This is a genomic window from Desulforamulus aquiferis (assembly GCF_030577015.1).
In the GTDB taxonomy this organism is placed as follows: domain Bacteria; phylum Bacillota; class Desulfotomaculia; order Desulfotomaculales; family Desulfotomaculaceae; genus Desulfotomaculum; species Desulfotomaculum aquiferis.
Genome location: NZ_JARPTC010000027.1, coordinates 15,894 through 28,513 on the forward strand (window position 1 = coordinate 15,894; position 12,620 = coordinate 28,513).

Annotated in this window: 24 protein-coding genes; all 24 read right to left on the reverse strand. The window is 47.8% G+C overall.

Annotated features, from left to right (window positions below; all coding sequences use genetic code 11):
• Positions 1-22: 22 nt before the first annotated feature.
• Positions 23-769, reverse strand: a complete 747-nt coding sequence (gene map, locus P6N53_RS16835; RefSeq protein ID WP_304545274.1) for a type I methionyl aminopeptidase — start codon at positions 767-769, stop codon at positions 23-25.
• Between the two features lie 12 nt (positions 770-781).
• Entirely contained in the window at positions 782-2,041 is a 1,260-nt protein-coding gene (gene secY / locus P6N53_RS16840) for a preprotein translocase subunit SecY (RefSeq protein ID WP_304545276.1), read from the reverse strand.
• A 2-nt stretch (positions 2,042-2,043) separates the two neighbouring features.
• Positions 2,044-2,484 (reverse strand): 50S ribosomal protein L15, encoded by a 441-nt coding sequence (rplO, locus tag P6N53_RS16845; protein WP_304545277.1) that lies wholly within the window; start codon positions 2,482-2,484, stop codon positions 2,044-2,046.
• A 13-nt stretch (positions 2,485-2,497) separates the two neighbouring features.
• Positions 2,498-2,677 (reverse strand): 50S ribosomal protein L30, encoded by a 180-nt coding sequence (rpmD, locus tag P6N53_RS16850; RefSeq protein ID WP_304545279.1) that lies wholly within the window; start codon positions 2,675-2,677, stop codon positions 2,498-2,500.
• An 11-nt stretch (positions 2,678-2,688) separates the two neighbouring features.
• Positions 2,689-3,189, reverse strand: coding sequence for a 30S ribosomal protein S5 (gene rpsE / locus P6N53_RS16855; RefSeq protein ID WP_304545281.1), 501 nt, complete (start codon positions 3,187-3,189; stop codon positions 2,689-2,691).
• Positions 3,190-3,219: 30 nt separating this feature from the next.
• Positions 3,220-3,588, reverse strand: coding sequence for a 50S ribosomal protein L18 (gene rplR, locus P6N53_RS16860; RefSeq protein ID WP_304545283.1), 369 nt, complete (start codon positions 3,586-3,588; stop codon positions 3,220-3,222).
• Between the two features lie 18 nt (positions 3,589-3,606).
• Positions 3,607-4,155: a 50S ribosomal protein L6 gene (gene rplF / locus P6N53_RS16865; RefSeq protein ID WP_304545285.1), complete on the reverse strand. Its 549-nt coding sequence runs from the start codon at positions 4,153-4,155 to the stop codon at positions 3,607-3,609.
• Positions 4,156-4,179: 24 nt separating this feature from the next.
• The gene (gene rpsH / locus P6N53_RS16870) at positions 4,180-4,578 is read right to left on the reverse strand and encodes a 30S ribosomal protein S8 (RefSeq protein ID WP_304545287.1); all 399 of its coding nucleotides are present in this window, start codon (positions 4,576-4,578) and stop codon (positions 4,180-4,182) included.
• A gap of 21 nt (positions 4,579-4,599) precedes the next feature.
• Complete coding sequence (locus tag P6N53_RS16875) at positions 4,600-4,785, reverse strand: type Z 30S ribosomal protein S14 (RefSeq protein WP_304545289.1); 186 nt, start codon at positions 4,783-4,785, stop codon at positions 4,600-4,602.
• Positions 4,786-4,810: 25 nt separating this feature from the next.
• A complete protein-coding gene (rplE, locus tag P6N53_RS16880; protein WP_304545291.1) occupies positions 4,811-5,356 on the reverse strand; it encodes a 50S ribosomal protein L5 in 546 nt (181 codons plus the stop codon).
• Positions 5,357-5,381: 25 nt separating this feature from the next.
• On the reverse strand, positions 5,382-5,702 hold the full coding sequence (gene rplX / locus P6N53_RS16885) for a 50S ribosomal protein L24 (protein ID WP_304545293.1): 321 nt from the start codon (positions 5,700-5,702) through the stop codon (positions 5,382-5,384).
• 99 nt (positions 5,703-5,801) lie between these two features.
• On the reverse strand, positions 5,802-6,170 hold the full coding sequence (rplN, locus tag P6N53_RS16890; RefSeq protein WP_304545295.1) for a 50S ribosomal protein L14: 369 nt from the start codon (positions 6,168-6,170) through the stop codon (positions 5,802-5,804).
• A gap of 41 nt (positions 6,171-6,211) precedes the next feature.
• Complete coding sequence (gene rpsQ / locus P6N53_RS16895) at positions 6,212-6,481, reverse strand: 30S ribosomal protein S17 (protein ID WP_304545297.1); 270 nt, start codon at positions 6,479-6,481, stop codon at positions 6,212-6,214.
• Between the two features lie 36 nt (positions 6,482-6,517).
• Entirely contained in the window at positions 6,518-6,721 is a 204-nt protein-coding gene (gene rpmC / locus P6N53_RS16900) for a 50S ribosomal protein L29 (RefSeq protein WP_304545299.1), read from the reverse strand.
• Positions 6,711-7,145, reverse strand: a complete 435-nt coding sequence (gene rplP / locus P6N53_RS16905; RefSeq protein WP_304545301.1) for a 50S ribosomal protein L16 — start codon at positions 7,143-7,145, stop codon at positions 6,711-6,713. The genes rpmC and rplP overlap by 11 nt, the downstream gene beginning before the upstream one ends.
• Before the next feature lie 3 nt (positions 7,146-7,148).
• Positions 7,149-7,814 carry a 30S ribosomal protein S3 gene (gene rpsC / locus P6N53_RS16910; RefSeq protein WP_304545303.1) on the reverse strand — a complete coding sequence of 222 codons (666 nt, stop codon included), beginning with the start codon at positions 7,812-7,814 and terminating at the stop codon, positions 7,149-7,151.
• Between the two features lie 4 nt (positions 7,815-7,818).
• Positions 7,819-8,160 (reverse strand): 50S ribosomal protein L22, encoded by a 342-nt coding sequence (gene rplV / locus P6N53_RS16915; RefSeq protein WP_304545305.1) that lies wholly within the window; start codon positions 8,158-8,160, stop codon positions 7,819-7,821.
• 18 nt (positions 8,161-8,178) lie between these two features.
• Positions 8,179-8,463 (reverse strand): 30S ribosomal protein S19, encoded by a 285-nt coding sequence (rpsS, locus tag P6N53_RS16920; RefSeq protein WP_304545306.1) that lies wholly within the window; start codon positions 8,461-8,463, stop codon positions 8,179-8,181.
• A 92-nt stretch (positions 8,464-8,555) separates the two neighbouring features.
• Entirely contained in the window at positions 8,556-9,383 is an 828-nt protein-coding gene (gene rplB / locus P6N53_RS16925; RefSeq protein WP_304545307.1) for a 50S ribosomal protein L2, read from the reverse strand.
• Positions 9,384-9,397: 14 nt separating this feature from the next.
• Entirely contained in the window at positions 9,398-9,685 is a 288-nt protein-coding gene (gene rplW / locus P6N53_RS16930) for a 50S ribosomal protein L23 (RefSeq protein WP_304545308.1), read from the reverse strand.
• Complete coding sequence (gene rplD / locus P6N53_RS16935; protein WP_304545309.1) at positions 9,685-10,305, reverse strand: 50S ribosomal protein L4; 621 nt, start codon at positions 10,303-10,305, stop codon at positions 9,685-9,687. The genes rplW and rplD overlap by 1 nt, the downstream gene beginning before the upstream one ends.
• Before the next feature lie 33 nt (positions 10,306-10,338).
• The gene (gene rplC, locus P6N53_RS16940; protein WP_304545311.1) at positions 10,339-10,968 is read right to left on the reverse strand and encodes a 50S ribosomal protein L3; all 630 of its coding nucleotides are present in this window, start codon (positions 10,966-10,968) and stop codon (positions 10,339-10,341) included.
• An 81-nt stretch (positions 10,969-11,049) separates the two neighbouring features.
• Positions 11,050-11,358 carry a 30S ribosomal protein S10 gene (gene rpsJ / locus P6N53_RS16945; protein ID WP_304545313.1) on the reverse strand — a complete coding sequence of 103 codons (309 nt, stop codon included), beginning with the start codon at positions 11,356-11,358 and terminating at the stop codon, positions 11,050-11,052.
• 128 nt (positions 11,359-11,486) lie between these two features.
• On the reverse strand, positions 11,487-12,620 hold a 1,134-nt coding region (tuf, locus tag P6N53_RS16950), incomplete at its 5' end, for an elongation factor Tu (protein ID WP_304545315.1).

Below are 12,620 nucleotides of genomic sequence, written 5' to 3' on the forward strand. Positions count from 1 at the left end.
AATTACTCAAAGAGTGCCACCATTATATTTTAGTCAATATTTCCGGTGTGTCATCGGTTATGGCTATTGTGTGTTCAAAGTGGGCCGACAACCTGCCGTCAAGGGTTACTACGGTCCAATTATCCGGTAGCGTGCGCACCTCAAAGGTGCCCAAGTTTACCATTGGTTCAATTGCTAATGTCATACCTTGTTTAAGCCTGGGCCCGCGGCCGGGACGACCAAAATTAGGGATTTGCGGTTCCTCATGCATTTTGGCTCCTATGCCATGGCCAACGTAATCCCGAACAACTGACATGCCCTGCTTTTCAACATGCTGCTGTACAGCATGGGAAATATCCGATAGACGATTTCCTTCAATGGCCTGGGCTATGCCGGCGTATAAAGATTCCTCGGTAACCCTTAACAATTCCTCGGCTTCCTTGCTTATGGTACCAACTGGAAAAGTAAGGGCACTGTCACCAACAAAACCATTTATTACCGCACCACAGTCAATGCTAATAATATCCCCATTTTCCAGTTTTCTTAAACCGGGGATCCCATGAACTACCTCGTCATTTACTGATGTACAGAGAGTAGCCGGGAACCCCCCATAGCCTTTAAATGCCGGTCTGGCACCCTTCTGAAGTATATAATCCTCAGCTTTAGCGTCCAGCTCTTTAGTAGTTACACCTGGCTTGATGGCGTCCTTTATTTCCTCAAAGACCTCTGCCACCACCCGACCGGCATCCCGCATATATGTGAGTTCACGCTCAGTTTTTATAACAATCATCTTAATTCACCACTACTTAAGGAATCCTTGGTAACTCCGCATGAGCAGGTGAGATTCGATTTGCTTCATGGTATCGAGTGCAACACCTACAACAATTAACAGAGCAGTTCCACCAAAGTATAGGTCGGGAATTCCTGTCAGGGGTAGTGTGATGTTTGGCATGATGGCAATGGCCGCTAAGAATACTGCACCTGCCAATGTAATTTTACTCATCACTCTGCTGATATATTCAGCAGTTGAGCGTCCGGGTCTAAGACCAGGTATGAATCCACCGTATTTTTTGATATTATCGGCCATATCCACGGGATTCATTATTACAGCAGTATAGAAATAGGTAAACCCGATGATCAGCAGAGCGTATAAAATACTGTTTAATGCTCCGCCCCAGGCAAACCAATTCAAATACCAGTCTGCTACTACATTACCCTGAAACCAGGCTGCAATCTGCCCCGGAAACATTAGTAATGATGAGGCAAAAATGATGGGGATAACACCGGCCTGATTTACTTTCAAGGGCAGGTGGGAGGTTTGCCCACCGTAGACCCTGCGGCCTACAACCCTCTTGGCATATTGCACAGGAATGCGGCGCTGACCTTCATTAACAAATACAATTGCAGCAATGACCAGGGTTCCTACAACCACCATCAAAAGCACGCTGAGAATATTAATTGTTCCTACCTGCAGGTATTCAACAATACTAACCAGGGCTGATGGAATTCTAGAAACAATACCGGCAAATATGATTAGGGATATACCGTTTCCGATACCCTTTTCAGTAATTTGCTCACCCAGCCACATCAAAAGCACAGTACCGGCTGTTAATGTGATTGCTACAACCAGATAGTTTAAAATGGTTGGATTAACCAGTGCTCCTTTTAATGCTACCGACATACCAATTGCCTGAATAAATGCAAGTACGGCTGTGAAGTAGCGTGTGTACTGGGTAATCTTCTTGCGACCTTCTTCCCCTTCTTTGGCTAACTTCTCCAAATGGGGAATTACCACAGTAAGAAGTTGCATGATAATGGATGCGTTGATGTAAGGGGTGATACTCATGGCAAAGATACTTGCATTTTTAAAGGCACCACCGGAAATTACATCAAAGAATCCTAACAACGCACCCTGGGTCAGAAGATTAGCAAAGGCTTCCGGGTTAACTCCGGGCACAGGAATATGTGCACCCACCCGGAACAGAAAAATCATGGCCAGGGTAAAAAGCAGCTTGCCCCGCAGTTCTTCCAATTTGAACGCAGTCTTCAGGCTGTCTAGCACCCTTAAATCACCTCGGCTTTTCCGCCTGCAGCGGCAATCTTTTCAGCTGCCGATTTGCTGAAGGCGTGAACTTTTACGGTTAAAGCTTTCTCTAGGACTCCGTCCCCTAAAATCTTTACTCCGTCGCCTGTCTTTTTGATTACACCTGCTGCCAGTAATACTTCAGGAGTTACTTCAGTGCCGGGTTCAAATACATTTAACTCATCCAGGTTAATAGCAATGATATTTTTCCTGAATATGTTTGTAAAGCCCCTCTTGGGGAACCGGCGCTGCATGGGCATTTGACCGCCTTCAAAACCGGGCCTTACACCGCCGCCGGAGCGAGCGTTTTGACCTTTATGGCCTTTACCGGAAGTCTTACCTAAACCGGAACCGATACCCTGACCCTTACGGGTTGGCTTTGTTCTTGCCCCGGGAGCCGGTCTTAATTCAGAGAGTTTCACCGGTACACCTCCTTTAGGCTTCCTCTACCTTAATTAGGTGAGAAACTTTATTAATCATACCCCTTACCTGGGGGTTATCCTGTTGTTCTACAAAACTATTTGTCTTTCCTAAGCCCAGGGCGCGGACAACCTTCCGCTGTTCCTCAGGCCTGCCGATAAGACTGCGAACCAGTGTAATTTTCAGCTTGGCCATTGTCCGTCCCCCTAACCTAACAATTCTTCCACGGTCTTACCACGTAAGCGGGCCACTTCATCGGGGGTTTTCAGCATTTTGAGACCCTCCATGGTGGCATTAACCATGTTATTAGCATTATTTGAACCCAGGGATTTGGTCAGGATGTCCCTTACCCCTGCCAATTCAAGAATTGCCCTTACAGGACCACCGGCAATAACACCGGTACCTTTAGCAGCAGGCTTCATTAATACTTTGCCTGCACCAAAGCGTCCCTGTACCTCGTGGGTAATAGTGGTTCCGTTTAATGGAACTTTGATCAGGTTTTTCTTGGCATCTTCGATTCCCTTACGGATAGCTTCAGGAACCTCACCGGCCTTACCCAGGCCAGCTCCTACATAGCCATTTCCGTCGCCTACAACTACAAGAGCGGAAAAGCTGAAACGCCGACCACCCTTAACAACTTTGGCGACACGGTTTATGAACACAACCTTTTCGGATAGTTCCAACTTGCTGGCATCAATTCTCGCCATGTTTAGTTGCTTCCCTCCTTTGTCACCAGACTAGAAGTCCAGCCCTGCTTCTCTGGCACCTTCTGCCAGGGCTTTTACACGACCATGGTAAAGGTAGCCCGCACGGTCAAATACTACTTCTTTAATGCCCTTTTCTTGGGCAATTTTTCCTATTAAGTTACCAACAGCCTTAGCGGCTTCAATGTTACCGCCACTCTTCAGCTGTCCCTTTAGTTCCGGCGAAAGGGTTGAAGCGGCAACCACGGTTACGCCAGTCTCATCATTAATAAGTTGGGCATATATGTTACTCAGGCTGCGAAATATGTTAAGACGTGGTCTTGCAGCTGTACCCAATATTTTATTCCGGACTCTGCGACGACGTTTTGCACGTATCGCTTTGCGGTCAGGTTTGGTAAGCAACCGGTTTCAACTCCTTCCCTATTTTTTACCCTTGCCGCCAGCCTTACCGGCCTTGCGACGGATAACTTCGCCTTCGTACTTAATCCCTTTGCCTTTATATGGCTCGGGTTCACGCACCGCGCGAATATTTGCTGCTAATTGTCCTACCACCTGTTTGTCTGAACCTTTAATGGCTATTTTGGTAGGAGCAGGCACTTCAATTTCAATACCAGCCGGGGCTTCGATTTCGACGGGATGGGAATAACCCACTGTCAGCACCAGCTTATCACCTTGTTTGGCAGCACGATAACCAACACCTACCAGTTCAAGGTTGCGCTGGAAGCCTTTGGTCACACCTTCTACCATATTGCTTAGCAAAGTGCGGGTTAGACCGTGCAGTGAGCGGTGGTTTTTCGCTTCACTGGGACGTTCAACCAAAAGGTTATTTTCCTCCAGCTTAATAATCATATCCCGGTGTAATTCCTTTTCCAGCTGCCCCTTTGGTCCCTTTACCAGGACGTTGGTGCCGTCAATTTTAATCTCAACACCAGCGGGAACAGGAATAGGTTTTCTACCAATCCTGGACATCAGTCATACCTCCTGTTAAGAACACTACCAGATGTAGCAAACAATTTCTCCACCCAGTCCGTTCTGACGAGCTTGCTTATCGGTCATAATTCCCTGGGATGTGGATACAATTGCTATTCCTAGACCACCCAATACTTTGGGAATCTGATCTTTTTTAGCATATACACGCAGGCCGGGTTTGGAAATTCTCTTTAGCCCGGTTATAACCCGCTGTTTAGCGCCACCATATTTCAAATAAAGTCTTATAACACCTTGTTTACCATCTTCCACGGTTTCGTAGTCTTTTATATACCCCTCTTGCTTTAATAATTCTGCAATGGCCTTTTTAACATTGGAGGCCGGGGCTTCTACTTTATCATGGTAAACCGTGTTGGCATTGCGAATCCTGGTTAGAAAATCCGCAATGGGATCGGTCATGACCATGTGATGCAACCTCCTTCCTGATTACCAGCTAGCTTTCTTTACTCCAGGAATCTCTCCCTTGTAGGAAAGTTCACGGAAGCAAATACGGCAAATACCGAACTTTCTCATGTAGGCGTGGGGGCGGCCACACAGTTTGCAGCGGTTATGAGCTCTAACTGTAAATTTGGGCGCTCTGTTCGCCTTGTTTATCATTGATTTTTTTGCCAATCGAATAACCCTCCTTCACCGGAAGTTAGCTTGCTTTTACAAAGGGCATGCCCATAAGTCTTAGCAGCTCTCTGGCTTCTTCGTCTGTTTTGGCGGTGGTAACGAAGCAGATATCCATGCCACGTACCTTGTCAACCTTATCATATTCAATTTCAGGGAAAATCAGCTGTTCCTTAATGCCCATGGTAAAGTTACCACGTCCATCAAAGGATTTATCGGTTATCCCACGGAAATCGCGAACCCGGGGGAGTGCGATATTAAAGAGTCTGTCAACAAACTCATACATACGGTCAGCGCGCAGGGTAACTTTGGTGCCGATGGTCATGCCTGCACGTAATTTAAAGGCTGCAATGGATTTCTTGGCTTTAGTGGTTACAGGACGCTGTCCGGTAATGGTTTGCAAGTCACCCACAGCGGCATCAACTGCCTTGCTGTTTTGGATGGCTTCGCCAAGACCCATATTTAATACTACCTTTTCAATCTTAGGTACCTGCATAATGTTTTTGTACCCGAACTTTTCCATTAAAGCCGGTACAACTTCATTCAGGTATTTATCCTTCAGCCTTGCCACTTGTTCTCCTCCTTTCCAACTCCGTTTAGCTGATTACTTCGCTGCAGTGTTTGCAAACCCGTTCTTTGTTGCCATTGTCCAAAACTTTTTTCTGGATTCTGGTGGGTTTTTGACACTTACCGCAAACCAGCATAACGTTGGAGCTATGGATTGGGGCCTCTTTTTCCACGATACCACCCTGGGGCATCTTGGGAGTGGCCTTCTGGTGACGTTTAACAATATTTACGCCTTCAACGATTAACCGTTGTTTCGCTGGCTCTACGGATACAACTTTGCCCTTTTTCCCAGCGCTTTTTCCGGTAATTACCAGAACGGTATCGCCTTTGCGAACGTGAACCTTTGACATTGTAGTTCAAACACCTCCTGTTTGAGAGGTGAGAGGTGGGAAGTCAGAGGTTGGATAGATTTACTCTCCTACCACTCTTACCTCTATACTGTTGTGCGACTAAATAACTTCTGGAGCCAGTGAAACAATCTTCATAAAATCCTTTTCCCTAAGCTCCCGGGCCACAGGGCCAAAAATACGTGTACCCCTAGGGCTTTTGTCGTCTTTAATAACTACAGCTGCATTTTCATCAAATTTGATGTAGGAACCATCGGCTCGACGCACCTCTTTCTTGGTACGTACAACCACACATTTAACTACATCGCCTTTTTTAACAACGCCGCCGGGTGTAGCTTCTTTAACGGAAGCAACAATAATATCTCCAACACTGGCATAACGACGCAGGGAACCACCCAGCACTCTGATGCACATTAGCTTCTTGGCACCAGTGTTATCACCAACATTTAGGATGGTTTGCACTTGAATCACGGAAATGACCTCCCTTCGTGCCGATAATAGGCCATCATGCTTTAAATTTGCTCAGCCCGTTCAAGAATTTCAATTACACGCCAGCGCTTATCCTTGGACAGCGGGCGGGTTTCCATAATGCGAACGATATCACCTTTGCGGCAGCTGTTCTCTTCATCATGGGCCTTAAATTTCTTGGTCTGACGGATGGTGCGCTGGTACAGTGGGTGACGAACTCGGTCTTCTACAGCCACCACAATGGTCTTTTCCATTTTATCGCTAACCACTTTGCCTTGACGTACTTTGCGTAGGTTACGCTTTTCTTCCACCATCGTACCTCCTTCCTGGTCGATGACTAACTTCAGCGATTAAGCCTGGCGAATGCCCAGTTCTCTTTCGCGTATAATTGTCTGAACTCTAGCAATTTTTCTTTTGCATTCTTTAATTTTCATGGGGTTATCCAATTGTCCGGTGGCCAACTGGAATCTCAATTTAAAGAGCTCATCCTTTGAGTCATCTAGCTTTTTAGATAATTCAACATTGCTGAGATCCTTGAGTTCCTTAACTTTCATTGGCTTCACCTACTTCCCCGCGTTTTACAAACTTACACTTAACAGGCAATTTGTGCATTGCTAAACGCATAGCTTCACGTGCTGTAGCTTCTGGTACCCCTGCCACCTCAAACATAACGCGACCGGCTTTAACAACAGCCACCCAATGTTCTGGTGCGCCCTTTCCAGATCCCATACGGGTTTCAGCCGGTTTTTGGGTAATCGGCTTATCCGGGAAAATGCGGATCCATACTTTACCACCACGTTTAATATAACGGGTCATCGCAATACGAGCAGCTTCGATTTGACGGTTAGTAATCCAGCCGGCTTCCAGAGCCTGGATTCCGTATTCGCCGAAGCTTACCTCACCACCGCCCTTGGTGACGCCTGCGTTTCCGCGGGGACGGTGCTGCTTGCGGTATTTAACCCTCTTCGGAATAAGCATCGGTTACTCGCCTCCTTGACCGGCTGCGGGTTTTTTCGCTTCCGGCAATACTTCTCCTTTATAGATCCAAACTTTAACGCCAATCTTACCATAGGTAGTGTTGGCTTCGGCAAATCCATAGTCAATGTCTGCACGCAGGGTGTGGAGAGGAACTTTGCCCTCGCTGTACCACTCTGTACGAGCAATCTCAGCACCACCCAGTCTACCGCTGCAGGCAATTTTGATGCCCTTGGCACCCATGCGCAGGGAGCGCTGTACAGTTTGCTTCATGGCCCGACGGAAAGCAATACGCTTTTCCAACTGGGAGGCAATGTTTTCCGCCACCAATTGTGCATCAGCTTCCGGGGTCTTAATTTCAACAATATTTACATTAACCTGCTTACCAGTCATTTTTTCCAGCTGTTTACGCAGGGCTTCCACTTCTGCACCACCACGACCAATTACAATGCCGGGCTTAGCAGTGTGGATAGAAACTTTAACACGGTTGGCTGCACGTTCAATTTGAATTTTAGCAATACCAGCCTGGTAAAGCTTACCTTTAATGTGTTTACGGATTTTTACATCCTCGATTAGCAAATCGGAGTAATTGCGCTTATCCGCAAACCATTTACCTTCCCAGTCCTTGATAATGCCTATCCGCAAACCCTTTGGGTTAACCTTCTGGCCCACGCAATTATCCCTCCTTTTTATCCGAGACCACTACTGTAATGTGGCTGGTTTTTCTTCTCATAACATCTGCACGACCCATGGCCCTGGGCTGAAAGCGTTTGAGTGTCGGACCCTGGTCTACATATATTTGGGAAATAATAAGCTCATCTTTATCCATTTCGTAGTTGTGTTCCGCGTTAGCAGCAGCAGATTTAACCGCTTTGGTCACTGCTTCGGTGGCTTTGTTGGGAGTGTAGCGAAGTATTGCTAATGCTTCCTCCAACTTTTTACCCCGAATTAAATCTACAACCATACGGGCTTTACGCGGGGACACGCGGATAAACTTGGCTATTGCCTTGGCTTCCATCGTTTAGCCCCCTTCCGATTACTTAAGCGCACTGGACCTCTCGGTGTGACCACCGTGGCCCCGGTATGCACGGGTGGGCGCAAACTCGCCCAGCTTGTGTCCTACCATATCCTCTGTTACATACACAGGAATATGTTTACGACCATCGTAAACAGCAATGGTGTGACCGATCATTTGAGGGAATATGGTGGAACGGCGGGACCAGGTTTTGATTACCCTTTTCTCGCCCTTTTCATTCATAACCTCAACTTTTTTTAGAAGATGGTCGTCGATAAAGGGTCCTTTCTTAAGGGAACGAGCCATAATGAACCTCCTTCCGGGACATGCTCATTTTCCATACTCACGGGGCCGGGTGTGTTGCATATCATGTTAATTCCGACCCACTGCTAATTTACTTATTTCTTGTTACGACGCTTAACAATCAGGCGATCGCTTTTCTTCTTGCCACGGGTACGGGCACCCTGGGCTGGTTTACCCCAAGGAGTAACGGGGTTCCGGCCAATGGGGTTACGTCCCTCACCACCACCGTGTGGGTGATCAACTGGGTTCATTACTTTACCGCGGACGGTAGGTCTGATACCCAAGTGACGGCTGCGGCCAGCTTTACCAATGGTAATGTTCTCGTGCTCAATATTGCCTACCTGACCAATGGTGGCCCGGCATTCTTGTAGTACTAAGCGCATCTCACCAGAGGGTAGACGCAGGTTAGCATATTTACCTTCCTTAGCCATAAGCTGAGCTGAAGCACCGGCTGAGCGAACCATTTGTGCTCCGCCACCGGGATACAACTCAATGTTGTGTACCACGGTACCCAGTGGAATGTTGCGTAAAGGAAGGCAGTTACCGATTTTGATATCGGCATCTGGTCCAGAAACAATTGTTGCTCCTACCTGCAAACCTACAGGAGCTAAAATGTAGCGTTTTTCACCGTCAGCATAATTTAACAGGGCAATCCTGGCTGAGCGGTTAGGATCATATTCAACGGAGGCAACCTTAGCCGGAATGCCATCCTTGGTGCGCTTGAAATCAATTATGCGGAACTTCCGCTTGTGGCCACCACCCTGGTGCCTAACTGTTAGTCGGCCCTGGGCATTGCGTCCCCCGGTCTTCTTGAGAGGCTCCAGTAGAGATTTCTCTGGTTCAGCTTTGGTTATCTCTCTAAAGTCAGAGACGGTTACAAACCGGCGGCCAGGTGAGGTAGGTTTATAATTTTTTACTGCCACCTGGGCTTCCCTCCTTACAGTCCTTCAAAGATCTCGATCTTGTCGCCTTCCTTCAGGGTTACAATGGCTTTCTTACGGTCAGGCGTTTTGCCGGTGAATTGCCGAACACGCTTAAACTTGCCCTTCACCCGCATAGTGTTAACCTTTTCAACCTTTACCTTGAAGATTTCCTCAACAGCCTTTTTAACTTCGGTTTTATTAGCCTTCAGGTCTACGATAAAGGTATACTTATTCTCTGCTAACAATCCCGTACTTTTTTCTGTTACCACCGGCTTGATGAGGATGTCGCGTGGGTTCTTCATTACGCCAGCACCTCCTCAATCTTTGCTACGGCGTCTTTGGTTATAACCAATTTGTTAAATCTTAACAGGTCATAAACATTAACACCCTCTGCCTTTAAGGGCTTAACTCCCTCAATATTACGGGCAGACTTTTCAACGTTTAAGTCCCGTTCAGCAGTAACTACCAGTGCCTGGCTTGCTTTTAGGTTGTCAAGGATGCGTACCATTTCTTTAGTCTTGGGGGCATCCATGGTCAAAGTATCCAGTACAATGATATCATTGCCTAAAACCTTGCTGGAAAGGGCCGACTTAAGTGCTAAGCGGCGTACTTTCTTGGGCAGGGAATAGGAATAATCACGGGGATGTGGTCCAAACACGATACCACCAGAACGCCAGATAGGTGAGCGAGTGGTGCCAGCACGTGCACGACCGGTACCTTTTTGCCGCCAGGGCTTACGGCCACCGCCTCTAACTTCTGCTCTTGTCTTAGTGTCGTGTGTACCTTGACGCTGATTGGCCAGCTGCATAGTTACGGCATCATGCAGTACAGGTTCATTTGGCTCGATACCAAAAACGGAATCCTTTAGCTCAACTTCCCCGACCTGCTGGCCGCTGATGTTATATAAAGCTACTTTAGGCATTAGATTCACAGTCCTCCTTTCGCTGCGCCACCGCTACTTGGCCTTGACGCTGTTTTTAACCAGTAACAGGCCGCCCCGGGGACCGGGCACTGCACCTTTAATGGCGAGCAAATTACGTTCGGCATCAACCTTAACGATTTCAAGGTTTTGTACAGTTACTCTGTCAACACCCATATGACCGGGAAGTTTTCTGCCTTTAAATGTCCGGGCCGGGCCTTTAGCTGCGGAGGAACCGGGCCGGCGGTGATATTTGGAACCGTGGGCCATGGGTCCGCGATGGAAGTTGTGCCGCTTGATGCCACCGGCAAAACCTTTACCCTTGGAGGTTCCCACTACATCCACCTTTTCGCCCTGGGCAAAGATGTCTGCTTTAAGCTCTTGCCCAATTTGGAAGGCTTCAATATCCTCAACCTTCAGCTCCCTGAGGAACCTTACTGGACGTACACCTGCTTTAGCCAAATGACCTTTAACAGGCTTGTTGATTAGCATTTCTCTTTTTGTTCCAAAACCTAATTGAATGGCGTCATAACCATCGCTTTCAGTAGTTTTTTTCTGAACTACCAAGCAAGGACCGGCTTCTACTACAGTAACCGGGATGGCTATGCCTGCTTCGGTAAATACTTGGGTCATGCCCACTTTTTTGCCTAATATACCTTTTGGCATGGTAAAGCACCTCCTGTTATAGTCAGAGGTTAGAAGCCCATGGTTCCCCAGGGCTTCTAACATACACTCTCGGGGTCAATCTTACAGTTTTATTTCAATATCCACGCCGGCAGGCAGATCCAGGCGCATAAGAGCGTCAACTGTCTTAGGAGTGGGCTCCAGGATATCGATTAAACGTTTATGCACACGCATTTCAAACTGTTCCCGGGAGTCTTTATTTACGTGGGGGGAACGCAAAATGGTGTAAATGCTCTTTTCGGTGGGAAGGGGAACGGGTCCGGCCACCGAGGCTCCAGTCCTTTTAGCTGTGTCAACGATTTTAGTTGCGGACTGGTCCAGCATTTGATGATCAAAGGCCTTTAGCCTAATTCTTATTTTTTGGCTCTTCATAACAAGCCCTCCCTTTCGTCCGATTCAGCGGACTGCTCCGTGAAAATTAACCTCAAATGACGAGCAACCTTTCACTTCATCGCTATCCACGCTGCTATTTGCAGCGCTCACGGCATATGTTTATATTATTATTCAGCCCGGATACCGGAAACAACGCCGGCGCCTACGGTGCGGCCACCTTCACGGATAGCGAAGCGGAGACCTTCTTCGATGGCGATGGGGGTGATTAGGTCGATGGATACCTTGATGTTGTCTCCAGGCATAACCATTTCTACACCCTCGGGCAGATGTACGATACCGGTAACGTCGGTTGTACGGAAGTAGAACTGGGGACGATAGCCGTTGAAGAACGGAGTATGACGTCCACCCTCTTCTTTGGTCAGTACATATACTTCTGCTTCATATTTGGTGTGGGGCTTGATGCTGCCGGGCTTAGCCAATACCTGGCCGCGCTCGATTTCTTTACGGTCTACACCACGCAGCAGGGCACCAATGTTGTCGCCGGCTTGAGCATAGTCAAGCAGCTTGCGGAACATTTCTACACCTGTTACTACGGTCTTGCGGGGCTTTTCGTTTAAGCCTACGATTTCTACCTCATCCTGTACCTTAACTTGGCCACGCTCTACACGACCGGTGGCAACTGTACCACGTCCGGTGATGGAGAACACGTCTTCCACAGGCATTAGGAATGGCTTATCTACTGCACGTTCGGGAGTTGGGATGTAAGCGTCTACATTGTCCATCAGTTCCCATACTTTGCCGCACCACTCGCACTCGCGCTTGCCGCAGCCACACTCAAGGGCTTTCAGGCCGGAACCAGCTACGATTGGGGTGTCGTCACCAGGGAAATCATAGGAAGATAGAAGTTCACGTACTTCCATATCTACCAGTTCAAGCAGCTCAGGATCGTCTACCATGTCAGACTTGTTCAGGAATACGGTGATGTATGGAACACCTACCTGACGGGAGAGCAGGATGTGCTCACGGGTCTGGGGCATGGGACCATCAGCTGCGGATACTACCAGAATAGCTCCGTCCATTTGAGCCGCGCCGGTAATCATGTTCTTAACATAGTCAGCGTGTCCGGGGCAGTCAACGTGGGCATAGTGACGGTTAGCAGTTTCATACTCTACGTGGGCGGTGTTAATGGTGATACCACGTTCACGCTCTTCAGGAGCATTGTCGATTTCGTCATAGCGCTTAACAGATGCGCCACCGGTGGTGCTTAATACTACTGTGATGGCAGCAGTCAGAGTTGTCTT